Consider the following 24,693-nt stretch of genomic DNA (forward strand, 5'->3'; position numbering starts at 1 on the left):
CTAATGCTTCATCATAAATTATTCAGCATCAGCTGCTTTAGCGAATAATTGACGACCACGATAAATACCATCTTTAGATACATGGTGGCGACGATGAGTTTCACCAGTAGTTTGGTCTACTGTTAATGCATTCTCGGTTAAAGCGTCATGTGAACGGCGCATGTCACGGCGAGAGCGACTTTTACGGTTTTGCTGAACGGCCATGATGGCTCCTTACAAAGATCGAAAAAAATGGATCAGAACAAATTCAGTTGTCTTAACTCAATAGTATAACACTATTATACCGAATTTAGTTCAGTTTACCTTTCAAACTTGCCAAAACATCAAACGGATTATCCCGCTTTTCTTCGACAATATCTTGAATGGCAGGCTGATGCTTATGCTCACAAGCAATATGCTTAGGAGACAATGGCACTAGCAATAACAGTTCATCTTCCATAAGTGCAAGTAAATTGGCCAATGCAGGTGCATCATAGTCACCTTTTGTGGTTGCTTCACTTTCACCCAAGACAATGAAATCAGCATCCTCATCCAAGCGCTCTATCAGTGACTCGTCATCTACAAGAGCTAGATGAAAATCTGAAACAAGTTCAATATCAACAGCATTTAAACAACGCTGACATTCCATTGGAACTTTTGTTTCAACGTGACCATCTAACCATACAATGCGATGATAGGCATCCATTGATAGCTTACAGTCTATGGTGATCAATTGATTATCAATTGACCCAACAGCTTCACGGGCAATACGAGGAAAGCTCGACAATGGCAGTGTTCCTGACCATGAAAAACCTTGCTCTGCCCATTTAAACGGCTCAATCTGTGCCGGAAAGGTATTTGCTGACATAATTAAGGCGGCAATTCTACAAATTCATCAGTACTCTGTCAAAGATTAAGATACAATTTTGTACTAATTTTGACAGACCAATTAGGTAAATTCAGTCATGCATCTGTTGCAGCCGCAAACAGAAGTGAGTATTTCATCACTTGTTAGCACACTTTCATCTTCCATCTCCGATCATTTATTAACACAAGTGCAATATTTAGCTTGGTTAAAGTCTGAACCGGAAACTCAACAAGTTGATTGGCTTATCTTACACTTTAATCACTGGTTTTCCCACCAAAATGTCACATTAGTTCGTGGTGATTTTGAACCAGAGTATTTTCCTGCCGTTAATCAACATCCCGCTCGCATTCAATTTGCACATGGCTTTTTTAACAGCGCTTTACATGAAATCAGTCATTGGACAATTGCAGGTCACAAAAGACGTGCATTAGCTGACTTAGGCTATTGGTACGCACCTGACGGACGTACAGCAGAACAACAAGCACTGTTTGAACACGTCGAAATCAAACCACAAGCCATTGAATGGTTGTTTTCTCAAGCCTTTGGGCGAAAATTTCGGGTTTCTTTAGACAATCTAACAGGAAATGGTGGTGATGGTTCAACATTTAAAGACAATGTCTATAGCCAATTACAGCGCTATTTAACTGGTAAAGATCAACTTCCAAAAGATGCTCTTTACTTTATTTCATGTATCTGCATTTGTACGCGACATGGCAAAATGTTACATTCCGATGAGTTTACAAGAGAAATGCTCGATTAAATTGCAGATTAATTTTTTTTAAAGATTGCATCTTATTCATCTGCAGATTCATAATATGTTAGGCAATGTAAGATAAGGATATATAAGAAATGCTACATTTAAGAGTTCATCCTGAAAATCCACAAGCCCGTTTGATTAGCCAAGCCGTTGAAAGAATACGTGCTGGTGAAGTAATCGTATACCCAACGGATGCTGCCTATGCCATAGGTTGCCAAATTGGAAATAAAAATGCGATGGAACGAATTTCTCAAATACGAGGTTTAGGGCCAAAACATCAATATGCGATTATTTGTGCGGATTTATCTGATATTGCGACCTATGCAAAGGTTGACAATGCCATGTATCGATTACTTAAAAATAATACACCTGCCATTACCACATTTATTCTGCCAGCAACCAGTGAAGTCCCGCGTCGACTTATGCACCCTAAGAAAAAAACAATTGGTCTACGAATTCCAAGTAACCCGATTTGTCGCCAACTGCTCCAAGAACTAGGTGAACCACTTTTAACAAGCACACTTATTTTGCCAAATCAAAAAGAGCCTTTGGATGATCCGTACGATATTGAACTGCAAATTGGCAATCGTATTGATGTCTTGATTGATGGTGGTTTAGGTACTCTATCGACTACCAGTATTATCGATTTATCAGGTAATCATCCTGAAATAATTCGTCGTGGTGCTGGAGATGTTAGTCCATTTGAATAAAAAACGGTCATTCCACTCAAAATAGTAAGAATGAGTTTTGAACATTTAAAATATATAATGCTAACTCCTTTTTAAGTATTATTTTTGGATATCAATTAAATTTGTCTTTATCTAAATATGCTGCCCTATACTGTATATCTCTATTCTTTGACTCTACATTCATCTATTAAAAAGTTCGAAATTAAATGATTTAAATAAAGACAACTTATTTAGACCAATCTTTCAACGCAAATCACTCATAACCTGATTAAAACTTATTTAAGTAATCCATAAATGATGATGGCTAAAGTAGTTAATTTTTCATAATATGAGAAAATCAATCATTTTTAATTTTAATAAAATAACCATTTTTTCATGAAATAATAAATACGATACACAACCCAACTCTACAGCCCGATTTAATTACCTTTCATATCAACTCTGAAAAAGGAAAAAATCAGCCCTAACTGTCATTAAATTTATATTGCAACCGTAGAATAGGAAAAACATAAATAGGTTTAGTCTGCTAAACATGGGTCTATCAAAAATAGTTTCTTAATTTGAATTGTAAAATTTTAAATTATGTAAAATTCACCTAAAATACTTAGAATTACTCTATTTCTATGCATACTGACATAAAGAGATATGAAGAATAACATCTTTAATGTAAGTGCTATAACACAACAAATTTTATCTTATTTTACCATTTGATATATTTATAAAAAAATTAAAATCATTACAACCTTATATTACAAAATAGTGATATTTATATCTAAATGTATGATTAAGCATCACGCAACAATATAATTTGAATCATCACGTAAATAAATAACCTATATTTATTTCAGATTTTTTTATTCAATATTCTTACTATTTGATTTATTTAAGTCTAAATTTCCTTTAGACTTAAAACAGTATCGTCCCTTACTATTTCTCAAGTCTAGCTACCTAAGCTAAACCCAATAGTGATCATGCTTTTGAAAATTCGCGTGGCTTATAAATGTAATGAATCAAAGTACCCAAGATGCAATGGAAATTTTGCAAAACATTCGAGTTCTAGATGAATGGCAAAATACTCTACCAGAGGATCTATATATTCCTCCTGCAGCATTTGAAATTCTCTTAGAGCATTTCGAAGGACCACTCGATTTTTTAATTTACTTAATTCAAAAAAATGGGTTCGATTTACTTCAATTAGACATTGCACCTATTGCATCTCAATATTTGTCTTATATGGATGCAATGAAAACACTTAATTTTGAATTAACCGCAGACTATATGGTCATGGCAGCACTTTTAGCTGATTTAAAATCACGCTTATTGCTTCCTAAACCTCCTTTAAGTTCGGCTATAGAAAAAGATCCGAAACAAGAGCTCATTGATCGTTTAGAAACCTATTTAAGAATAAAACATGCAGCTGAACAACTCGATCAAATGCCTATCTTAGAACGTGATACATTTACAACAAATGTATCTTTAGGCCATCTTCATGTAAATAATGTTGGATATGACGTAGATTTACTCAGCACTGCGTTATTTTGTGTATTTAACCGACCTGAACCTGTAACACACCAAATATTACAAGAACCTGTTCTACTTGAAGAGCGTATCGCTTATATTGAAAGTCGGATTGAATCTGGTGAAGTACTACAGTTCACAGAGCTACTCAACACCAATCAAGGTCGAATGGGAATGGTTGTTACTTTTATGGCTATTCTAGAATTAACTCGTCAACAGAAAATTGAAATTATTACCACAGGAATAGAAGCCCCTCTTGCCATACAAGGAGTGCGCATATGACATCCGAAAGTTTTCAATCTATCAATCATGATCAAGAAAATTTGCATGAAACATTGATGCAACTCGAAGCCATTATATTTTCCAGTGAAGCACCAGTTTCATTAGCTCGGTTAAAAGATGCATTTAAAGATCGCTATACAAAGCAACAATTACAACAATTTTTACAGCAACTTTCTATGTTACAGCATGGAAGATCCGTTGAACTTATTGAAACAGCACAAGGTTTCCGTTTCCAAGTTCGCACTAAATATCGTAATATTATTACAGAAATATGGCCTGAGCGACCAACTCGTTTATCGCCATCCCTATTAGAGACCCTATCGGTGATTGCTTATCATCAACCCGTGACGAGATCTGATATAGAACAAATTCGTGGAGTTACAAACAATAGCCAAAATTTACGCACATTGTTTGAATGGAATTGGATTAAAGAGTCGGGATTCCGAGAACTCCCAGGAAGACCCGCGTTGTTAGTTACAACGCCTCAGTTTTTGAATGCATTTGGTTTAATATCAATCAACCAATTGCCTCCCCTACAGAATGCCAAGGAAGCTTTTATGAACCTCGATGTCAATGCACCGAAGTCATAAATAGGTGGACTGTTATGATATTTCTAAGGTTATACTGTCATGAGTGAAAAATTGCAAAAGGTACTTGCACGTGTTGGCTTGGGTTCTCGCCGTTATATGGAAGAAGTCATCGCTGCTGGTCGTGTAAGCGTCAATGGTCAAGTAGCCCAAGTTGGCGAACGTATCGAGCCAGGAGATGAGCTTCGCATCGACGGTCGTAAAGTACAATTTCAAGTTGAAGATGAAATTCGTCGTCGTGTCCTGATTTATTACAAACCAGAAGGTGAAATCTGCTCTCGCAACGACCCAGAAAATCGGCCTACAGTTTTTGATAATCTTCCACCTATTTCTAATGATCGTTGGGTCATGGTAGGACGCTTAGATATTAACTCGACTGGCTTACTTCTTTTTACAAATGATGGTGAACTAGCGAACCGCTTAATGCACCCATCAAATGAAATTCAACGTGAATATGCTGTTCGTGTTATGGGGGAAGTTACACATCAGCTAAAAAACAACATGTTAAAAGGTGTTGTTTTAGATGATGGTCCAGCAAAATTTGAATCTTTTACCGAAATTGGTGGTGAAGGGATTAATCGTTGGTATCAAGTTGTTGTCAAAGAAGGTCGTAACCGCGAAGTTCGTCGTATTTTTGAATCACAAGGCTTAAAAGTAAGCCGCTTATTACGTACTCGTTATGGCACTGTTATTTTACCACGCGAGTTACGCACAGGACGTTGGATGGAATTAGATAAACAAGATATCGACAATTTAGCAAAAAGTGTTGAACTTAAACCACGCCAAGGTACTGGTTTATTTGGTATGGCAAAGCGTCGTAATGAACGTATGCAAGAAAAACCAATGGCAGCACGTCGTGGTGGTTACTTACGTCAACAACGTCGTGACACTGAAGCAACTCAAACATCACAGCTAGATGATGATTTGGGTAATCGTGAACGACGCGATCAGCATGCTGGAAACCGTGACCGTCATGACAACCACTCAGGTCATCGTGAACGTCGTGATGACAATGCTGGAAATCGCGAACAACGAAATAGTAATGCGCCACGTAAACCATACGGTGTACATAAAGGTTTCAAGAAATTTTAAGTCCAATTAGTTCAATCTAAAAACCGCTCAAGTGAGCGGTTTTTTAATGAATGAATAATGTCAATATAATATAAAAATTCTAAAGACGAGGGATATCAATCCATTGAGTATGAGGAAAATGAATGGACAAATAGTGTTTTAAATAATTTGCAGTATCAAGTGAAATAACTTCATCTTTTGATTCATCATTTAAATTGTATGCTAATGCATAAAGTTCAATTTTTCTCGCTTTTAAAACTTCCAGACTTAACAAGGTATGATTAATACTTCCAAGCCGACCAGAACTCACCAAAATTAATGGAAACTTTTTTTGTGCCAAATAATCAATCGTCAGTATATGATCGGTGAGTGGTACCATAAGCCCTCCTGCACCCTCCAACAATACCATCTGATATTTTTCTTGTAATTTTTGTGTCGCTTTTTCAATTTTATTAAAATCAATTTCTCGCCCATCAATCTTGGTTGCTAAATGAGGAGATGCAGGATAACTAAAAATTTCAGGCATCGTAATTTTCTGATGATCTTCTTCTAAAAAATCAATTTGCATAATTTGTCGATGCTTTTCAATATCCTCAGAAATATCAATATTGCCTGTTTGAACTAATTTTTGTGTGATTGTACGATAACCTTGAGCATTCCACAGTTTAGCCAAATAACCCGTCGCATATGTTTTACCAATACCCGTATCAATTCCACTCACAAAAAATACTTGGGCCGTCATTTTATTCTCCGAGCAATACAATATATAGGATGATAGGTTAATGGATATATTTTTTGCCCATCACCCAGCTGAAATATCAATGCCTCATAAGCTTCATAAAACGTATGTAATGTTGATTTATTCCATCTAAATTTTTTTGCTGTTGCCGTCACACCTGTTGCTTTTAAATGTTGCAATATTTGTTTCGGGTGCTCAAATGGCATCATCTCTAAACTTTCAGAAAAATGTAAAATTTCAAAACCATTCTTCTCCAAGCTTAATTTAAGTTCCAACTCACTCAGATAATCCAATCCATGCCCAGTAAGTTGCCTTATTTCAGTTAAATTTTGTCTTCCAAATGTCGAAAAGCACAATAAATGATTCAATTTAAGCTGTCTTGATACTTTCGAAAAAACACCATCTATTTCTTTCACCCATTGCAATGCGGAGCTCGACACAACCAAATCTAAAGGCATATCCAAGCTGAGCTTTTCAATATCACCAATAAGAAAATTCACCTGTTTAAAATCTGAATAATGTACTTTAATTTCTGGATATAAATCATTTAAAAACCATTCATCCACCTGAATCTTTTCAGCAATAAGATGACTTAATTGACCTGAGCCACAGCCTATATCCAATACAGTACTCAAGGCTTGCTTTTCAAGATATTGATCCATCAATACGGATAAATTTTGACAAATTTTCTGCTGCACCCATGCATGACCATCATAACTTTGCTGTGCCTGAGCAAATCGTTTTGCGATTTGCGCCTTATTAATTAAATGATTTATGCTCATAAAAGATTAACCAAAGTACTTAATTCATCCACTTCAATTAAATCATTCAATGAAATTCTTAATCGCGAAGACTGTTGAGGTACCGTCGGTGGTCGTACTGGCATAACATAGTAACCAGCATTTTGTAGTCGAGTTGCTGTTGCAACCGTTTTTTCTGAATCGCCAATAATAATCGGAACAATATGTGAACTTGATGGGCACTGATATTTTTTGTTTTTTATTAAATGACGAAAAGTTTGACATTTCTCTACAAATATTTCTCGCTGTGCGCTTAAACCCTGCATATATTCAAAAATATATTGTGTCCATGCCATATTTATTGGCGGCTGTGCGGTACTAAAAATTAATGGACGCATCGTATTAATTAAATACTCACGAATGATTGAGTGACAAATTAAATATCCGCCAACCGAAGCCAATGCCTTACCAAAAGTCCCCACAAGAAAATCGATCTCTTGAATCACCCTATACTGTTCTGCACAGCCCAAGCCTTTTCCACCACGAACTCCGATTGCATGTGCTTCGTCCACATAGAGCATCACTTTATGAAACTGTTGTTTGATCTGTACCAATTGAGTTAAATCTGTTTCATCACCATCCATGCTAAAAATAGATTCCGTGACAACAATAATTTTATTAATCGCAGAATCATCATGATATTTATGAAGCAATGATAAAAGATGTGATAAGTCATTATGTCGATATCTTACATATTTGGCACTAGATAAACGGATGCCATCAATCATACTCGCATGTACTAATTTATCAGCTAAAATAAGGGTTTTACTGTCACTAATAGCAGGTAAAATACCAATATTCATATGGTAACCACTGTTAAATACCAATGCAGACCGACCTGAAAATGCAGTACTTAAAGATTGTTCCAAATGTTCGTATTGAGAAAAATTACCTGTTAATAATCTTGAAGATGAACTGCTCATGAGCTTTAAATAATTTGGTGTCAAATCAAAAAAATGTGCTCTTAGCTCTAAATTCGTTGCCAAACCCAAATAATCATTTGATGACAAATTCAACATTTTTTTCTGGGCAATTTGAATATATTTCCCATCTTGCTCATTTGATATGAATTGTCGAAGATTCCCTTGTTTCTTTAAAACATGCAATTGCTGTTCAAACTGTTCTAATAAACTCACGTTATATTTCCTTTAATTCATGAATTACATAGACCAATTCAGTTAAAAGTTGAGAGAGTTCATTTTCAGAAATAATATAAGGTGGCATAACATAAACCAGTTTTCCAAAAGGTCTTATCCAAACCCCACGCTGAACAAATTGTTCTTGTAAGTATTTCATATCCACATTAAAAGTTAACTCAACAACCCCTATAGCGCCTAAAACCCGAATATCATGGACATAGGCTAAAGATGAAAGAGGAGTTAAATAACAATTCAATTGTTTCTCAATCTGCTGAATACAACCTTTCCAATCTTGTTCAAGCAATAACTGAGTACTTTTTAAAGCAACAGCACATGCCAATGGATTCGCCATAAATGTTGGGCCATGCATAAAAACACCCGCCTCCCCACGACTAATCCCTTCTGCAACTTTATCTGTCGTTAGCGTGGCAGATAGCGTCATATACCCGCCTGTCAGTGCCTTCCCAATGCACATGATATCCGGCTCAACCTGTGCATGCTCACAAGCAAATAATTTTCCAGTTCGCCCAAAACCTGTTGCAATTTCATCAAAAATGCACAGAACTTCATATTTTTCACATAGCCTTTTCACTTGGCGCAAGTACTCTGGATGATAAAAACGCATTCCTCCAGCACCTTGTACAATTGGCTCAATGATAAAAGCAGCTATAGACTGATGATGCTGAGCGAGATTTCTTTCTAAATCTACAATATCAGTCATATCCCACGGTGCATCAAAACGTGTCCGTGGTGCATCAATAAAAATACGCTGCGGTAAGCTCTGTCCAAAAATCTGATGCATTCCTGTTACGGGATCGCATACCGACATCGCATTCCATGTATCACCATGATAACCAGATCGAGTCGTTATAAAATTTGTTTTTTCAGGTTGCCCCAAAGCACTCCAATATTGCACGGCCATTTTTAATGCAACTTCTACCGCAACCGAGCCTGAATCTGCATAGAAAATCTTGGTTAAACTTGGGGGTGTAATCTCTAAAAGTAAACGTCCTAGTTCGATTGCTGGCGAATGTGTAAAACCACCAAACATAATATGGGACATACTTTCTAATTGTTTTGTAACTGCTTGGTTTAACACAGGATGGTTATACCCATGTATTGCACACCACCAAGATGACATTCCATCAATAAGCTGACGCCCATCTTCTAATTCAATCATACTACCAAATGCACGTTTTACCTGAAATGTCGGTAAAGGGTCAGTCATTGAAGTATAAGGATGCCAAAGATGCTCCTGATCAAATGTCTGATCGGTTATTCTGGCCATCTCGTGCTCCAAGCATGTTGCGTTCAATATTATTCATGCATATTAAACCGACTAGGAATAAAAATAAATTGCGATAAAAACCACTTATACTTTACTTTGCGCAACTCCCTCTAGATATTGATATATTTTACAACTTATTTCTTTTGCATTAAAAACTGGAAAGCCATGCGATCCATTGATAAGCTCTGTTTGTAAATATTTTGCGGATAAATTTGCAATTATATGCTCAATTTTGTAACTAACTAAATAATCTTGTTTTGCAAATATATGATATTGATGGCCCATATAATTTTTCAAGATATTAACATTATCTAAACCAGCTAAAGCATTTAATCCATGACTTAATGTATCTAAATTTTGTGCTTGTATTAAACTTTGCAAGTATTTGAAATCTTCTTTTGCTGTAATAACACCTTGGCAGACCATAAAACCAAATTTTTTGAGGGTTGCTACAGCATCCATATGAAATGAATTCTTAAATTGCTCAAATGCAGTTGTACTCATCGCAAAGGGCCAATCCACATGCTCTACAAAACACGGATTAGAAGCTAAAGTAATTAATATTTTATTATACTGATATTGTTGCTGTATTTCCGATGCTAAAACTGTTGCCAATTGCCCACCTAATGACCACCCAACAATGACATCATATGCTTTGGCGTGTTCAATCTTGTGTTGCAACACTTCAGAATCATAAACATCAAAAATATTCATGAGTTCAACAATATAATTTTTTTGCTCTAAATGTTGTTTTAATGATTCAAGTAATAGCGTGCCACCACCCCAACCAGTGATTAGTAAAATTTTCACAGCATTCGTCCACATATAAAATTTTATTATTTTAATCTGATTTTAAGTTTTTTCTTTCTTTTTTATAACGACATTCCATTTTAGATATAGATATATATAAATAAAAAAAGACCACATTTAGGAATGTGGTCTATAAAAATGGTGGCTATGACGAGACTTGAACTTGTGACCCCCGCATTATGAGTGCGGTGCTCTAACCAACTGAGCTACATAGCCGTAAACTGTGTGCGCATTATCTAGATTTAACACATCATCGTCAAGCATTTAAAAAATCAAATGATCAGCATTTATACAAATGTTTTATTCTAAATATTAATCACATAAAATTTAGCTTATCTCAGCAGAAGTTTCTCTCACACAATTTGGAATTTTTATTATTTTTCAATAATAACGTGATTTATATCAAGTACTATTTTTAATAAAAAATTGACATCATTATTTGATAATTACTCAAAATATTGGATCTTTTTTTGAAACACGATCATTCAGAATAAGGAAAATTTTTAAAGTAAGTTACCCATTCATCAGAGGCATACTCTGTGAGTTATCTATTCATTCTGCACTAGAGTGATCTGGGAAGATTCGGGAAGAACTGGGATATTGTGGGATGAAACCTTTATATAGCAAGGATTTCATAGAAATGTTTAAGGCAATTAAGAGTGGACTCAATTTTCACTTTATTCTGCACTAAATTTAGTATTTTAAAGGGAACATCATTTTTTTAGTTCTCATTCTGCACTAAATATATAAACTGCTTTTTAAGAGAAACCTTTGCTAATTAAAGTTTTAACTATTTTAAAGTTCCAAAATAGTTTTGCATTTATTTAATAACAAATGCAAAAATTGGATTTTTTACTCCCCCTAAAGAAACCAACACATAACATTGATTAATATAGATAATATTTTTTGTTCCTCAAATTTATTAAGGAACAACTTTACATCTTTTTAAGAACTATAAACATTTTTTGCTTTTATTTTACGCTAGATAATGACTTTATTGCGGAAGATATAGAAAATTGAATTACGTCTATAACTTGCCGATTTAGTTCATTGGTGTTGTTTGATGAAATATTAATTTCAAATATTAAGTGATCTTGTACTTTAAATTTTACGCTTGTAGATAATTCATTTGGTTTAACAGATTCTATAAAATCTTTTACTAAATTACTTTTCAACTTTTCATGCATTAAGCTCTGTTCCTTCTATATTCGTCGAAATCACTTTTTATGTTTTGGGTTAAGTCAGCATCTACATGATACTTATCATATATATCTACAATCAATTCAGATTTGTTTTTAGGCGACATAGTTTGTCGTGAATAATATAGTGCGATTTCAATCGTAAATACAGCTAATATAAATAGTTCTGGATCAATCGTAGAGCTTACCCCATGCTCTTCTAAAAGTGCTGTATAAAATTTTAAAATAAATTCAGCTTTATCATCAGCTTGCATCATAAGAAATGTTGCTTTTAAAGCACCATCTGTCGACTCAAAGCACTGTTCTAGATACTCCTTATTAATTCCTCCATGAATTACAGATGTTATTAATAAGTTTGTAGAAGATTTACTAAAATTCACACTAGATAAAGAAGACGAGCTTTCACGATTAAATGGCTCACCAATACCTTTCTGCACCCATTCAATGTCTGCACCTGTTGCAGCTGCAATTTTTTTAGCAACTGACAAATGCATATTTTTATTATTTTTTTTGAATATTCCAAAAATTGTAGAGTTAGATAAGCCAATACGACCACACCATCCATATAAAGATTCATCATCACCTCTCACAAGAAGTCCATTTAGCATCAAATAATACATTCTCGCCTGAATAGGGGTTAATTCGTTTTCGCAATTAAATTCCTTGAATTGCGAAAAATTATCAGATTCACAACCCAAATTGCGAAGTAAAATATTTCCTTCAACATCAATCATTTAGAATATTCCTGTAAAAATACTTCGTAATTTTAATTACGAAGTGTTGACTACGAATCTTTTACGAAGTATCTTTCATTTAGACAAGGCGTTTACCTAGTCTAACGATTTAAAAAAATGCCTAAAAAGGCAAGGAGTTCAAATGGGCTTAGAGCAAAAACCCACAGAACAATGGGATAGATACAGTATTGAAGCTGAAATTAAACGACGTGGAAAGAGTTTAACTCAGCTTGCAAAAGACTACGGCATGTCTGATAGGACAGTTCGTAATGCACTGTATCACCCTAGTAAAAAAGGTGAACTTGTAATCTCTAAATTTCTGGGAAAACCCTTGTATGAGTTATTCCCTGAACGTTGGACTAGTGATAACAAGCGCATTTACCCACGTTATAGCAATAAGGACTGTGCTTAATGAAAACACATTACAGTATTGCTGATCTCTTGGCTTTAAATTTAGAAAATCATCCATCAACAAGAAGAGGATGGGAGTACCTAGTTAAAGCTAATGATTGGAAGTATAGAGAAGTTCCAAGCAGAGGAAAAGGTGGAATACGAAAGGAATACGAAATAAGCGAAGAATTACGCAACCTAATTGCCATAAAAGAACTTAAATCTGAAGTGGTTACAAGTCAATCAACTGAGCCTTATATAGTTGAGCAACAAAAAACAACTGACTTAATGAATTGGCAACGTGAAATAGCTGAAAACAAACTATTCGTTGTTCGCTATATACAGCAAAAGGTTAGACAAGGTATGAAAAAAACGCCTGTAATTGAACAGTTTATTACTGATGCAAATAATCAAGCTCTTCCTGAAGACATGCAAGTTGCTGTTCAAAAGGCAAATGCTAAAGCTGGAGACGAGCGTACTGTTTCACGTCGTAGCGTGTTTGATTGGATTAAAGCTGTAGAAGATGCAGAGAAGAAAGCCATGAATGTCATTAGTGTGCTTGCACCTAAAGCTAGACGTGTAGAAATACCTGCATGGGCTTCTGATCTACTTAAGCTATATGCTCAACCACAAAAACCAGCATTAGCAGCAGTTTTGGAATTACTTCCAAACTACTTAAAAGAGAATGTGCCTTGCCCTACTTACAACCAAGCTTACCGTTTTATTAAAGAAAAGCTAGGTAATGTTGAAGCACAGCGTGGTCGTATGGGTAGCCGTGAATTAAAAAATCTACAGCCTTTTATACGTCGTGATACTGGGCAATTATTACCAACTGATGTTTATACCGCAGATGGTCATTGTTTTGATGCTGAAGTTGCACACCCTATGCATGGAAAGCCTTTTCGTCCTGAAATTACAGCGATTATTGATGTTGCAACACGTCGTTTAGTGGGTTGGTCTATTGACCTTGCGGAAAGTGGTTGGGCTGTTCTAGATGCTGTACGTATGAGTGCAACAGAGTGTGGTATTCCAGCAATTTTCTATGTGGATAATGGCTCTGGTTATAAAAACCAAATGATGGGTGCAAAAGGTCGTGGTGTTATGGCTCGTTTAAATACGGAAATGTCTCACGCCTTGCCATACAACTCTCAAGCAAAAGGCTTAATTGAGCGTAGCCATCAAACATTATGGATTAAAGCGGCTAAACGTCTACCTTCTTATATTGGTAAGGATATGGATGCAGAAGCTAGCAATAAAATGTTCAAGCTAACACGCAGTGAAATTAAGAAAATTGGGACATCTCAATCACTCATTAGTTGGAATGATTTCTTAAACTTTGCAGCCGAAGTTGTAAATGAATACAACAACAAACCGCACAGTAGCTTAAAGAAAATTGTAGATCCTGAAACATCAAAAAACCGCCATCAAAGTCCGTTAGAAGCTTGGAATGAAGCGTTAGAACAAGGCACACCCATTGATCAAGTTGAGGATTGGGATGCTGAGGATCTATTTCGTCCATATGAAGAACGTAAGGTACGTCGTGGTGAAATTGAGCTATTTGGAAACCGCTATTTTAGCAAAGAACTTGCTGAATTTCATGGTGACTCAGTACTTGTAGGTTATGACATTCACAATGCTGACCAAATTACCGTTCGTGATGATGAAGGTCGTTTAATTTGTTATGCCCATTGGAATGCAAATAAACGTGCTTATTTCCCTCAAACCCAAGTTGAACAAGCACGTCAACGTCGTGCAGATGGTCGCTTACGTCGCTTGGCTGTGAAACAAGATGAGGTATTACAAGAAGCTAACCCTCAACGTGTAATTGAACATATTGAAAATCAGACCATCATTCCATTTAACAGCAATAGAAATGCTGAACTCATGGCTGAACTCAATGCCTTACCAGTCAAACAACACAAAGAAGTGGTTTATTTCAAAGATGTTATACCACAAGAATCTAAAACAAACATGGTTGCTGAAGATAACATCAAAATTCAGAAATGGATTCGCTTAGATAAAGCTATTTCAAACCACGAGGAGATAAATGAGGCGGATAAAACTTTCTGGGAGTTTTTTCAAACCTCTAAAAAGTTTACACAACTTTCAGAGGAAGACGCTGAACTAAATAATTATTTAGACCAGCGTCATGGGTAAGCAGTACCGCAAATACTGCTTTAAAACAACACTAACCTTATTCAATGGTGATTTAAATGAATACAAATGTCAATGATACAAATTTTTTAACAGGCGGTATTGCTCAAATTCGCAATATTTTACAGTGCTATACCGCAGTTAAACGTACGTTAGAGCGAAATCCATTATTACCTGGTATCTCTGCATTTTATGGCCCAAGCGGTTTTGGTAAATCTACAGCAGCTAATTATGTAGCCACTAAAACCAATGCTTTTTATGTTCAAGTTAAAAGTACATATACCAAGAAGGCTTTTTTACAAGCATTACTTCGAGAGATGAGCATTCCTTATCCTGCAACCTTATCCGAGATGATGGAGCTTGCAAGTAGTGAATTAGCTAAGTCTGGTCGTCCTTTGATTATTGATGAGTTTGATCATCTAGTTCAAGGGAATAAAGTTGAAATTGTTCGTGATTTATATGAAGCAAGCCAAGGTACTTTCTTAATCATTGGTGAGGAAATGCTTGCTCGTAAACTTGAAAAATGGGAACGATTTCATGGTCGGATATTGAACTGGGTTCCTGCTCTTCCTGCTGATTTAGATGACGTTAGACAGTTATGTTCTATTTACGCACCTAAGTTAGAAATTGATGATTCAGTCTTAGAAAAGCTTCTAAGCCAAGTCAAAGGTTCAACTCGACGTGTATCAACTAACTTAGAAATGCTGAATGAAAAGGCACTAGAAGATGGCGTTAAGCACATTAATTTAAATGTCTTAAAAGAACTATTAACAGATGGATTTGTAACAGGCGAAAGCCCTAAACCACGTAGTTTTTAAGGGTAATTAATTAATGCAGTTTAATCAGTCAGATTATCAAGGTAAAGGATCTATGAACAAGGCAATACCTACACTCAATCCACGTCAAAGAGTTTGGATTGCAATTCGTAAATTTAAAAATGATTTTACTTTAACTCAAGTATCTGAAGAAGGCTCAATGAAAGAAGGAAGTGCTCGAACTTACCTTATGGGCTTAAAAAAAGCAGGTTTTATTGAGGTAATTTATGAACAACAAGTTGAAGGCAAAGGTGTAAAGCGAAATCATTATAAGCTAATTCGTGATGTTGGTTACACAGCACCAACCATTGATCGAGATGGCGTTGAAACAAAACCTGCCCAAGTCAATAAAGCAATGTGGAATACATTAAGAATCCTAAAAAAAGCGATTAATGCAGAAGAGTTAGCGGCTTTATCTTCAAATGATGAAGTTTCTATATCGATTGCAACAGCAAATATTTATTTGCAACTTTTAAATTCTGCTGGGTACTTAACTGTAGTTGAAAAACATCAAAATATTGCTGGTAAAAAGACAAAGTACCGACTGATTGAACATATGAATACTGGGCCAATTCCACCCCAGATTCAACGTGCAAAACAAGTTTTTGATCCTAATACGAATCAAGTCATGTTTTCAGAACGCCCAGAACTTGAAGAAGAACTAAAGCACGGCACTCTGTTGCTAACTCAAGAGGAAATCGACGATGAATAATAAAGTAAAAGCAAACGCCTCTGCTCAAAATTTCGTAGCTAATGACCGTATCCGTTTATTTGTTGAATGCAACAAATTCAAACAATTAGCTAAAGATTCAGAAGTTGAATTAAGTAAAACACAAGCTCGTAGTAAGCAAGTGATTTCTACTTTACTCCTTCTTAATATCATTCTGATTGGGGGGCTTATATATGTCCTGCAACGTACATAAACCTGAATGGATCTCTCTAGTAGAAAGCCGTATTGAACAGCTTGGAAGTATTCAAAAAGTTGCAGATGAGCTTGGTTACGCTAGAACAAGTTTATCACTTGCACTTCGTGGCAAATACATCGGCAGTACAGAGCGTCTAGAAAGAACAGTTATGAAAGTGTTGGGGAGCGTGACCTGCCCTCACTTGGAAAAACAAATTAGCCCTGATGAGTGCATCAGTTTTCGTGAACGTAATGCACCTACTCAGAACCCTGCTGAAATGCGTCACTGGAGAGCATGTCAACAATGTCCACATGCCTGCATTAGAAAAAGAATTACCTAGGAGTGACTATGGATATTAATGAGATTGTCTGGACAATTTGCGGAACGTTAATAATTTTAGCAATTATTTGGAAAGTATTGTGATGGCTGATTTAGCAGATATAGCAAGTGAAATTACAGATGAGCGATTAGCTCAAACGCTAAGTAATCGAACGTCTTACGACATGGCAAGTGAATATGAATGTCTTGAATGTGGAGAAAAAATCCCTGAAAAGCGTCGTGCTCTTGGTGGTGTAACACGTTGTATTGGTTGCCAATCGGCAATTGAAATAAATAATAGACTCTATCGTTAATGGGAAAAAAATGAACGCAATTATAGAAATTCCAGAAGGTTATCGCCTTGATGCTAAAGGTCGTTTAATACCAAGTGATCAAGTTAAAGCAATTGATATTGAGCGTAGTGATCTCGTTGAGCGTTTAATTAAAGATGCTCAACAGCTACAACAGCAAATGCTGGCATTTAAAAAGCTATCTTTTGAAGATATTGCTGCCTTTATCCAACTCTCAGCAGAACAACACGGTGTTCATCTTGGTGGAAATAAAGGAAATGTCACTTTATTTAGCTTTGATGGGAAATATAAAATTGTACGTCAGAGCCAAGAAAGCATTCGCTTTGATGAAAGTTTACAAGCTGCAAAAGCTTTAATTGATGAATGCATATCTGAATGGGCAGCAGATTCTAACGATAACATTCAGGTATTAATTAATGATGCATTCCAAGTGGATAAGGAGGGGAAAATTTCAACAGGTCGTGTTCTCAGCCTACGTCGTTTAGATATTCGGGATGAGAAATGGCTAAGAGCAATGGATGCCATTAGTGACAGCATTATTGTCACTGATAGTAAGAATTACATCCGCTTTTATCAGCGTGATGAAGATGGCAAATATCAAGCAATTTCGCTCGATTTTGCAAATGTTTAACACCCCCTAAACCTATTTTAATTGGATATAAAACCATGAACAAATCTGAACTTATTAAACACATCGCAACAACTGCTGGACTTACTCAAGTACAAGCTACAGCAAGCCTTCAAGCGTTAGAAACTGCTGTGATTGATACCTTAGCTAATGGTGGAGCAGTAGAGCTAAAAGGCTTCGGTACTTTCAAAGCAACTGATCGTGCTGAACGTCAAGGACGTAATCCTAAAACTGGTGAAGCAATCACTATTGCAGCTTCAAAAAACCCGACATTCAAAGCCAGCAAAGCATTTAAGGATGCTCTGAATTGATGAGATTTTCATCATAAGGTTTCACAAAAAACAAAAGGCCCACCTTTTGGTGGGTTTTTTTTGACCCAAATTTTAGGAAAAACAAGTAAATGAAAAAATGTACTTTAGGTGTACGCCATAAATGGGAACACATTAAAAACGTTCAAGTCACTAGCAGAACGACACGTACCGTATCTATTAGCCTGAAAGGTTTCTACAAATGTGCTTGTGGCGCAAAAAAATTAGGATTTATGAAATGATCAACCGTGAAGATTTAGACAAATTACCACCTGAAGTGATTATCAGCATTGGGGAAACATCATGAGTTTAAGCAAAGAACAAAAGTCATTAGTAATAAACGAATTGGAAATAGGCAACCGTATAGAGCTTAAATGTGATGATTATGAAATCTCACTTCGTATTCAACGGCATAAAATGAAATTAGTGGTTGGTGTATTTGTAGATGGCACTGTTAAAGGTTGCTGGTGTACTAAAAGCAACCAATATCCTGAAGCGAAATATTTAGCACCATACTTCGTGAATAAATATAAACCTTCCTTTAAAAATAAGCTTTTAAAGCTATATGGCAAGCGAAAAGCCTATCAAGAATATCCAGATTTGGATGATAAACATGAATATCGCTTACCTTATTTTTCTAATGTCACCAAAGCGATTAATCACCTCATCAAGGTGAGCCACTCAATTGAACTTTTGGGAGAGATGGCCGCATGAAAAAAGCTTCTCGTAACCAACGCCTAGCAGCCATTCATATGGGTAAAAAGACATTAGGTTTAGATGAGGATACTTACCGTGACATGCTTGAGCATGTTACTGGTAAACGATCTGCCAAAGATATGAGTATGGATGACCTGCTCAAAGTTATTCAGCATCTAGATCATCTCGGTTTCTCTAAGCGTAATTTTGGTACAAAGCCTAAAGTGAAGCTTTCAAAAGAAGCTTTAATCAACAAAATTGAAGCCCATTTAACGGAACACAAACTACATTGGAATTACGCAAAAGGTATTGCTAAACAAATGTTTCAAAAGGAAGCGTTAGAATTTTGTACTGAAAATGAACTATGGCGTATAGTAGCAGCATTGGAGTACAAATCTAAGCGAGCTGACAATGAAACAAGACGAGTATCTAGATAAATTACCTGAAAATTTACGACTTATTATTCAATTAACCGACTACAGAACTGCCATGATTTTGATTAAACATTATGGTGGTTCTGATTATAGCTTCCCTCCTCTTAAATCCATTTCAGAAAGCCATGAACTCGCAGAGCTTCTTGGCTTCAACAACCTTAAAAAACTATGCCAGTTTTGGAGTGGTGGTACTGTTTATATTCCTAAGTCTGATCGTTATTTAGGTATTTTACGTGACAAGCGGATTGAGCAAGACTTAGAAGAATTAGGAGCTGACTCTAAAATTCAACGTGAACTTGCTAAAAAGTATAATGTTACGACTCGTTGGATTCGTTCTGTCCGTAAAAATCAACTACAACCCTCAGCCAAACCCAAATTTAACAACCAACTCGATATGTTTGCATAAGCTTAGAAATTGTCCTCCACCGCCTTCGGGCGGTTTTTTTATGGAAGTAGTTCCGCAACGATAAAAATTATAAATAGTCAAAACTAATAAGATGTTAAATAAGAGTTCATTCAAATGTCTTTAAGTTTTGAAGAGGTTTTTGAGCGACTAATCGGTCATGAAGGTGGCTATGTCAATCATCCTAAAGATCCTGGGGGAGAAACCAATTGGGGAATCACTCTAGGCACAGCACGAGCAAATGGTTATTTAGGTTCAATGCGCTCTATGAGCCGTAATCAGGCAAAAGAAATCTATCGAAGTGCCTATTGGGATCGTGCTAAGTGCTCACAATATGATGCCGCTATTGGTTATCAAATGTTTGATGCTGCTGTAAATCATGGCATTGGTAATGCAATTCGTATGCTTCAACGAGCTGTTAGTGTCGCTGACGATGGGAAAATTGGCTCATTAACTTTAAATGCGATTAAAGCAAAAACTGTCGATGATGTTTTGGTTTTATTTAATGCCGAACGGCTTGAGTTTTATACGAAGCTGAACACCTTCCCTACATTTGGTCGGGGTTGGACTCGTCGTGTCGCTGGGAACTTACGCTATGCCGCTGGAGATACGCCATGAGTCATAAAAAATCAAAAGTACCCCATGCCTTAATTCAATCTCGTATCCAACAAGGGGTTCAAGTGCAGCTTGAAAAACGTGGTAATGCCGACTTTAAAAATGGCTATGAAACAGGTCAAAAAGACTTACAAGCGTTAGTGAATATCAAAAAGTCTGAAACCATTCAGAAATTACAGTTATCTGTTTCTAACGCTGAAAGCCAGTTAGATCATCAAGCTCTAAAACTGAGTGATCAAAGTCGCTTACTGTCGGAAGCTAAACAAAAAATTCTAGATAAGAATGAAATCATCACTGGTCTAAATCAACAATTAGCCGATGTGAAAGTGACTTTAGAAACAACTAAAAGCCAAGTGGCTCAAGGTTGTGGGGATAGAACAATACTCGTGAATAACTGGCAAGAATCTTGGAAATGGATCAGTAATTGGTGCTTTGGCTTAATCGTATTTTTTGCAACAACGCCAATACCACCAGAACTATTGTCTGTCCTTCCTAGTGATTTCCGAACCTACTTAATTGCCTTTACTGCTTTTTGTGGTCTTGTTGGTCGTTATATCAATCAATCGAAGAAATAAGGAATAACGTTATGTCAAAAGTTACATTTTCAAAAACTGCGATTGTGAGTCTTGCTGACTTTATTCTAAAAAACTATGGGCATATTAGTGAAACCGTAGAAGCAGGAATTGAGCTGACTAAAAAAACCTTTAGTAATGTGAAACTAACCTCTTTAGCCATATATGACATGTTTCAAACAACAGCTAAATATATGCAAGCTGTTGAAAATGAGGGTGTCTTAAAAGGCTTACAAAAAAAAGAAGCTGTCCTTGAGTTCATCATTAAAGAGTACTTAGAAGCTCATGCTGAAATTAAAAGAATCTGGGCAGACTGGCGTACTACTGTTTCATGGTTCATTGATCAGCTAATCACTATGTTGAATAGTGGCCGCTCAGTTCTGCAAACCTTTGCAGGTTAAGGAGGTAGTGTGTCGATTCAGCTTGAAGCATATCAATGGATCATGATTCTAATCACGATTATTACCACTGTTGTAACGACAATAAAAATACTTTGGGGACGTATTGAAGAGAACTTAAATAGCAACTTTCAAGTTGTGCAAAACAAGCTTGAAGATGTTTCTAAGCAGTCTGAACAGAACCAATCTGAGATTCGTGATTTAGAGCGAAAATTCTATAAATTTCAGATTGATTTACCCCATGCATATGTTGCTCGTGAAGACTACATACGAGGTCAAACCGTCATTGAAGCCAAGCTCGATGCTTTGGCTTCAAAAATAGAAAATGTTCAAATTCGCCAAGGGATGAATAAAGAATGACTGATCTGGTAAAAGCACGTCGTGAAAGCATGCGTTGGTTATTGTTAAATGCTTTGAACAATGCTCGGCCATTGGGTGCGATGGATGTATTAGTTTTAACTGTAGTACAAGCAATTTACCCTGATGCAACAGCAAATGAACTCCATGCTCAACTTGCATATTTAGAAAATAAAGCATTAATTGATATTACTCGAAATCCTGATGGGCATTGGCATTCAACGCTTAATTCTAATGGGATTGATATTGTTGAATATACAGTGAATTGCGTTGCTGGTATTGCACGTCCTACAAAGTACTGGGGGTGAGCATGGCAAAACCATCTGTAATTGATCAGCTTAATCCTGAAGACAAAGCATGGCTAGATGCTCGTTTTAGGGATCATGGTTTTTGTGGTTATGTAGAAATAGCAGAACTCTTAGCAGAACGTGGTTATAACGTCAGCAAATCAAGCATCCATCGCTATGGTCAAAAGCTAGAGCAAAAAATGGCTGCGGTTCAAGCCAGTACTCAGGCCGCAATGCTTATTGCAGATGCTGCACCTGATGATGCAGATATGCGTTCACAAGCGGTTATTTCATTAATGCAAACGCAACTTTTTAACAGTTTAATTCAACTGCAAGAAGCTGGTGATGAAGCCGATCCAGCTAAACGTTTAGCGTTAATTGCAGGTTCTGGTAAAGGTATTGCAGAAATTATGAAAGCCTCTGTAAATCAAAAGAAATGGATGTTGGATGTCCGTGATCGTGTTGAAAAAGCTGCTCAAGCGGTTGATAGCATCGTGAAAAAAGGTGGTCTATCGGCGGAAGTTGCTGCTGATATTCGTGCTCAAATTCTAGGAATTTCTAAAACATGACAAGTAACCCTGTTGATCTGTTAGAACCTGACTTTGACAGTACTGTTCCAGCAGTACTCCTACCTTATCAGCAAGAATGGATTGCAGATAAAAGTCCGCTAAAAATTGGGGAAAAGTCTCGTCGTATTGGTTTAACTTGGGCTGAGGCTGCCGATGCAGCGTTAGAAGTGGCTAGTGATCGTTCTGCTGGTGGTCAAAATTGTTATTACCTTGGTTATAACAAAGATATGACCGTTGAATTTATTCAAGCCTGTGCAATGTGGGCACGTGCTTATAACCTTGCTGCTGCTGAGATGGAAGAAGGCATTTGGGAAGATGGTGATAAGGAGATTAAAACTTACATTATTCGTTTTCCTAATTCGGGCTTTCGTATCGAAGCACTGACTTCACGACCTTCTAACTTACGTGGTCGGCAAGGACGTGTCATTCTTGATGAAGCAGCATTCCATGAAGACTTAGATGAGCTTTTAAAAGCAGCTATGGCTTTATTAATTTGGGGTGGTTGCGTCCGTGTCATCAGTACTCATGATGGTGAAGATAATCCCTTTAATGAATTGATCAAGGAAATTCGTGCAGGCAAACGGAAAGGCACAGTACACCGTACAACATTTAATGAAGCTGTCGCACAAGGCTTATATAAACGTGTCTGTTTACGTAAAGGCATTCCATATAACCCAACTGAAGAACAAGCTTGGATGAATGATGTCTATAGTTTTTATGGTGATGCAGCCGATGAAGAGTTGGATGTAATTCCAAGTAAAGGCGGTGGTCGTTGGCTCAGTCAGGCATTGTTAGAACAACGACAAAAAGAAATTCCTATCATTCGTTGGTCTGCACCTAAAGGCTTTGAAAAATGTTCTGAAGAAGCACGACATGAAGAAATTAAGGTGCTTTTTGAGACAGTCATTCAACATTTAATTGATTCATTACCCAAGAAAGTAAAAAGTTTTTATGGTCTAGATTTCGCTCGTCGTTCTGATCTTTGTGTGTTTTGGCCTTTGGTTGAACATCAAGACACTCGGAAGCACTGCCCTTTCGTTTTGGAGCTTTCTAACATGCCATATAAACAACAAGAGCAGTTGTTCAAGCTGATAGCAAAAGCATTACCTAACTTTAGCAAAGGCGCACACGATGCAACTGGTAATGGTGGTTATCTTGCTGAAGCAATGCAACTCGCTTTTGGTGAAAAAATTGAAGCCATTCATTTATCTGAAGGTTGGTATCGTGAGCATACGCCACATTTTAAGGCAGCGTTAGAAGATGGGGATATTGTTGACATTCCAAAAGATAAAGATGTTTTGGATGATCATCGTGCCTTTATCTTAGTCAATGGTGTAGCACGTATCCCACAAAAGAGAGCGACAGGATCAGATGGTCTTAAGCGACATGGCGATAGTGCAATCGCTCATTTACTTGCTGATTACGCAAGTAAGAATCCAAGTGCCCCTATTGAATTTATTGCTATTCCGAGTCGTGAAAGTAGTGCATCTTCATTCGATGAGAATATGAATACAGGTGAGCGTAACTTTATTTAACAGCTTGAGTTTGTCCTCAAAGTGTTGTTGAATCAACCATACTTTTGGGGAAATAAGAGTAACATCATGACTGAATATAACGAAAATAAAACCAATCCTATTGCATATATTGTTTGTGTGATACTTGCATTCATTGCTTTTTTTTATGGTTCTCAAATCTTTTCTAATTACAACATGATGAAAAAAGCCAATGATAAAGTTGAATTCTTACAACAGAACAATGCCCCACAATATGAAGTATGCAGAGCTTTGAGCTGGGCTTTAAGTGTTTCCAAACAAATTCAAAACCAAAAACAATTCGATGTGATCACAGCAAAAATCCGTCAGGAATGTTAGGAAGTACTTCCACACCTAATCCATAGAGAAGTAAACCAAACTAAGCACAGTATCCGTATTGTGCTTTTTTATTATGGCTAAAAAGATAAATCTCAGAAACAAGCGTTAGAAACGACTCAAACTGCTGATGTCACTTGGCTTACTAATCAGTGGCAAGAACACCCAGTAATCGGTTTAACCCCTGCTCGACTGCATCAATTGC

33 protein-coding genes and 1 tRNA gene are annotated in these 24,693 nt (G+C 36.5%); 25 read left to right on the forward strand and 9 right to left on the reverse strand.

What is annotated here, in order from left to right:
- Nucleotides 1–18: 18 nt before the first annotated feature.
- Nucleotides 19–204, reverse strand: coding sequence for a 50S ribosomal protein L32 (rpmF, locus tag B9T31_RS03950; RefSeq protein ID WP_054581309.1), 186 nt, complete (start codon nucleotides 202–204; stop codon nucleotides 19–21).
- An 85-nt stretch (nucleotides 205–289) separates the two neighbouring features.
- The gene (locus B9T31_RS03955) at nucleotides 290–847 is read right to left on the reverse strand and encodes a YceD family protein (RefSeq protein ID WP_086180661.1); all 558 of its coding nucleotides are present in this window, start codon (nucleotides 845–847) and stop codon (nucleotides 290–292) included.
- Nucleotides 848–944: 97 nt separating this feature from the next.
- On the opposite strand from B9T31_RS03955, the gene B9T31_RS03960 reads away from it, so the two are divergent.
- From B9T31_RS03960 to rluB, 5 genes are all read left to right on the forward strand, one after another.
- On the forward strand, nucleotides 945–1,607 hold the full coding sequence (locus tag B9T31_RS03960) for an elongation factor P hydroxylase (protein WP_086180662.1): 663 nt from the start codon (nucleotides 945–947) through the stop codon (nucleotides 1,605–1,607).
- An 89-nt stretch (nucleotides 1,608–1,696) separates the two neighbouring features.
- Nucleotides 1,697–2,314 carry an L-threonylcarbamoyladenylate synthase gene (locus B9T31_RS03965; RefSeq protein WP_086180663.1) on the forward strand — a complete coding sequence of 206 codons (618 nt, stop codon included), beginning with the start codon at nucleotides 1,697–1,699 and terminating at the stop codon, nucleotides 2,312–2,314.
- A gap of 984 nt (nucleotides 2,315–3,298) precedes the next feature.
- A complete protein-coding gene (locus tag B9T31_RS03970) occupies nucleotides 3,299–4,093 on the forward strand; it encodes a segregation and condensation protein A (protein ID WP_086180664.1) in 795 nt (264 codons plus the stop codon).
- Nucleotides 4,090–4,683, forward strand: a complete 594-nt coding sequence (gene scpB / locus B9T31_RS03975) for an SMC-Scp complex subunit ScpB (RefSeq protein ID WP_086180665.1) — start codon at nucleotides 4,090–4,092, stop codon at nucleotides 4,681–4,683. Before B9T31_RS03970 ends, scpB begins: the two co-directional genes overlap by 4 nt.
- Before the next feature lie 39 nt (nucleotides 4,684–4,722).
- Nucleotides 4,723–5,772, forward strand: coding sequence for a 23S rRNA pseudouridine(2605) synthase RluB (gene rluB / locus B9T31_RS03980; RefSeq protein WP_086180666.1), 1,050 nt, complete (start codon nucleotides 4,723–4,725; stop codon nucleotides 5,770–5,772).
- A gap of 79 nt (nucleotides 5,773–5,851) precedes the next feature.
- On the opposite strand, the gene bioD is transcribed toward rluB, so the two are convergent.
- The 7 genes from bioD to B9T31_RS04020 form a co-directional block, all read right to left on the reverse strand.
- Nucleotides 5,852–6,493, reverse strand: coding sequence for a dethiobiotin synthase (gene bioD, locus B9T31_RS03985; RefSeq protein WP_086180667.1), 642 nt, complete (start codon nucleotides 6,491–6,493; stop codon nucleotides 5,852–5,854).
- The gene (gene bioC, locus B9T31_RS03990; protein WP_086180668.1) at nucleotides 6,490–7,272 is read right to left on the reverse strand and encodes a malonyl-ACP O-methyltransferase BioC; all 783 of its coding nucleotides are present in this window, start codon (nucleotides 7,270–7,272) and stop codon (nucleotides 6,490–6,492) included. The genes bioD and bioC overlap by 4 nt, the downstream gene beginning before the upstream one ends.
- Nucleotides 7,269–8,426, reverse strand: coding sequence for an 8-amino-7-oxononanoate synthase (locus B9T31_RS03995; RefSeq protein WP_086180669.1), 1,158 nt, complete (start codon nucleotides 8,424–8,426; stop codon nucleotides 7,269–7,271). Before B9T31_RS03995 ends, bioC begins: the two co-directional genes overlap by 4 nt.
- 1 nt (nucleotide 8,427) lies before the next feature.
- On the reverse strand, nucleotides 8,428–9,708 hold the full coding sequence (gene bioA / locus B9T31_RS04000) for an adenosylmethionine--8-amino-7-oxononanoate transaminase (RefSeq protein ID WP_086180792.1): 1,281 nt from the start codon (nucleotides 9,706–9,708) through the stop codon (nucleotides 8,428–8,430).
- Nucleotides 9,709–9,801: 93 nt separating this feature from the next.
- A complete protein-coding gene (locus tag B9T31_RS04005; protein ID WP_171264683.1) occupies nucleotides 9,802–10,542 on the reverse strand; it encodes a lipase family protein in 741 nt (246 codons plus the stop codon).
- A 124-nt stretch (nucleotides 10,543–10,666) separates the two neighbouring features.
- Nucleotides 10,667–10,743, reverse strand: a tRNA-Met gene (locus B9T31_RS04010).
- A 970-nt stretch (nucleotides 10,744–11,713) separates the two neighbouring features.
- Nucleotides 11,714–12,460: a hypothetical protein gene (locus tag B9T31_RS04020; protein WP_086180672.1), complete on the reverse strand. Its 747-nt coding sequence runs from the start codon at nucleotides 12,458–12,460 to the stop codon at nucleotides 11,714–11,716.
- Nucleotides 12,461–12,602: 142 nt separating this feature from the next.
- Here B9T31_RS04020 and B9T31_RS04025 point away from each other — a divergent pair, with 142 nt between their 5' ends.
- From B9T31_RS04025 to B9T31_RS04120, 20 genes are all read left to right on the forward strand, one after another.
- Nucleotides 12,603–12,872 (forward strand): helix-turn-helix domain-containing protein, encoded by a 270-nt coding sequence (locus B9T31_RS04025; RefSeq protein ID WP_086180673.1) that lies wholly within the window; start codon nucleotides 12,603–12,605, stop codon nucleotides 12,870–12,872.
- Nucleotides 12,872–15,007, forward strand: a complete 2,136-nt coding sequence (locus B9T31_RS04030) for a Mu transposase C-terminal domain-containing protein (RefSeq protein ID WP_086180674.1) — start codon at nucleotides 12,872–12,874, stop codon at nucleotides 15,005–15,007. The genes B9T31_RS04025 and B9T31_RS04030 overlap by 1 nt, the downstream gene beginning before the upstream one ends.
- Before the next feature lie 56 nt (nucleotides 15,008–15,063).
- Nucleotides 15,064–15,822, forward strand: coding sequence for an AAA family ATPase (locus B9T31_RS04035; protein ID WP_086180675.1), 759 nt, complete (start codon nucleotides 15,064–15,066; stop codon nucleotides 15,820–15,822).
- A gap of 13 nt (nucleotides 15,823–15,835) precedes the next feature.
- Entirely contained in the window at nucleotides 15,836–16,531 is a 696-nt protein-coding gene (locus B9T31_RS04040) for a hypothetical protein (RefSeq protein ID WP_086180676.1), read from the forward strand.
- Nucleotides 16,524–16,742 (forward strand): hypothetical protein, encoded by a 219-nt coding sequence (locus tag B9T31_RS04045; protein WP_086180677.1) that lies wholly within the window; start codon nucleotides 16,524–16,526, stop codon nucleotides 16,740–16,742. The genes B9T31_RS04040 and B9T31_RS04045 overlap by 8 nt, the downstream gene beginning before the upstream one ends.
- Nucleotides 16,723–17,064, forward strand: coding sequence for a LysR family transcriptional regulator (locus B9T31_RS04050; RefSeq protein ID WP_086180678.1), 342 nt, complete (start codon nucleotides 16,723–16,725; stop codon nucleotides 17,062–17,064). The genes B9T31_RS04045 and B9T31_RS04050 overlap by 20 nt, the downstream gene beginning before the upstream one ends.
- Nucleotides 17,065–17,146: 82 nt before the next feature.
- Complete coding sequence (locus tag B9T31_RS04055) at nucleotides 17,147–17,356, forward strand: TraR/DksA C4-type zinc finger protein (protein WP_086180679.1); 210 nt, start codon at nucleotides 17,147–17,149, stop codon at nucleotides 17,354–17,356.
- Nucleotides 17,357–17,366: 10 nt separating this feature from the next.
- Nucleotides 17,367–17,984, forward strand: a complete 618-nt coding sequence (locus B9T31_RS04060) for a DUF3164 family protein (RefSeq protein ID WP_086180680.1) — start codon at nucleotides 17,367–17,369, stop codon at nucleotides 17,982–17,984.
- A gap of 35 nt (nucleotides 17,985–18,019) precedes the next feature.
- Complete coding sequence (locus B9T31_RS04065) at nucleotides 18,020–18,292, forward strand: HU family DNA-binding protein (protein WP_086180681.1); 273 nt, start codon at nucleotides 18,020–18,022, stop codon at nucleotides 18,290–18,292.
- A gap of 300 nt (nucleotides 18,293–18,592) precedes the next feature.
- Nucleotides 18,593–19,003: a hypothetical protein gene (locus B9T31_RS04070; protein WP_086180682.1), complete on the forward strand. Its 411-nt coding sequence runs from the start codon at nucleotides 18,593–18,595 to the stop codon at nucleotides 19,001–19,003.
- The gene (locus B9T31_RS04075) at nucleotides 19,000–19,422 is read left to right on the forward strand and encodes a gp16 family protein (RefSeq protein ID WP_086180683.1); all 423 of its coding nucleotides are present in this window, start codon (nucleotides 19,000–19,002) and stop codon (nucleotides 19,420–19,422) included. The genes B9T31_RS04070 and B9T31_RS04075 overlap by 4 nt, the downstream gene beginning before the upstream one ends.
- A complete protein-coding gene (locus B9T31_RS04080) occupies nucleotides 19,397–19,825 on the forward strand; it encodes a Mor transcription activator family protein (RefSeq protein ID WP_086180684.1) in 429 nt (142 codons plus the stop codon). Before B9T31_RS04075 ends, B9T31_RS04080 begins: the two co-directional genes overlap by 26 nt.
- A gap of 114 nt (nucleotides 19,826–19,939) precedes the next feature.
- Nucleotides 19,940–20,440, forward strand: coding sequence for a glycoside hydrolase family 108 protein (locus B9T31_RS04085; protein ID WP_086180685.1), 501 nt, complete (start codon nucleotides 19,940–19,942; stop codon nucleotides 20,438–20,440).
- Nucleotides 20,437–21,012 (forward strand): hypothetical protein, encoded by a 576-nt coding sequence (locus B9T31_RS04090; protein WP_086180686.1) that lies wholly within the window; start codon nucleotides 20,437–20,439, stop codon nucleotides 21,010–21,012. The genes B9T31_RS04085 and B9T31_RS04090 overlap by 4 nt, the downstream gene beginning before the upstream one ends.
- 11 nt (nucleotides 21,013–21,023) lie before the next feature.
- Nucleotides 21,024–21,410, forward strand: a complete 387-nt coding sequence (locus tag B9T31_RS04095; protein ID WP_086180687.1) for a hypothetical protein — start codon at nucleotides 21,024–21,026, stop codon at nucleotides 21,408–21,410.
- Nucleotides 21,411–21,419: 9 nt separating this feature from the next.
- Entirely contained in the window at nucleotides 21,420–21,767 is a 348-nt protein-coding gene (locus B9T31_RS04100; protein WP_086180688.1) for a hypothetical protein, read from the forward strand.
- Nucleotides 21,764–22,072: a hypothetical protein gene (locus tag B9T31_RS04105; protein WP_086180689.1), complete on the forward strand. Its 309-nt coding sequence runs from the start codon at nucleotides 21,764–21,766 to the stop codon at nucleotides 22,070–22,072. The genes B9T31_RS04100 and B9T31_RS04105 overlap by 4 nt, the downstream gene beginning before the upstream one ends.
- Nucleotides 22,073–22,074: 2 nt before the next feature.
- Entirely contained in the window at nucleotides 22,075–22,620 is a 546-nt protein-coding gene (locus tag B9T31_RS04110; protein WP_086180690.1) for a DUF3486 family protein, read from the forward strand.
- Nucleotides 22,617–24,155: a hypothetical protein gene (locus B9T31_RS04115; RefSeq protein ID WP_086180691.1), complete on the forward strand. Its 1,539-nt coding sequence runs from the start codon at nucleotides 22,617–22,619 to the stop codon at nucleotides 24,153–24,155. The genes B9T31_RS04110 and B9T31_RS04115 overlap by 4 nt, the downstream gene beginning before the upstream one ends.
- Before the next feature lie 66 nt (nucleotides 24,156–24,221).
- Nucleotides 24,222–24,491, forward strand: a complete 270-nt coding sequence (locus B9T31_RS04120) for a hypothetical protein (RefSeq protein ID WP_086180692.1) — start codon at nucleotides 24,222–24,224, stop codon at nucleotides 24,489–24,491.
- Nucleotides 24,492–24,693: the final 202 nt, after the last annotated feature.

The organism is Acinetobacter sp. ANC 4558, from assembly GCF_002135375.1.
Lineage (GTDB): Bacteria > Pseudomonadota > Gammaproteobacteria > Pseudomonadales > Moraxellaceae > Acinetobacter.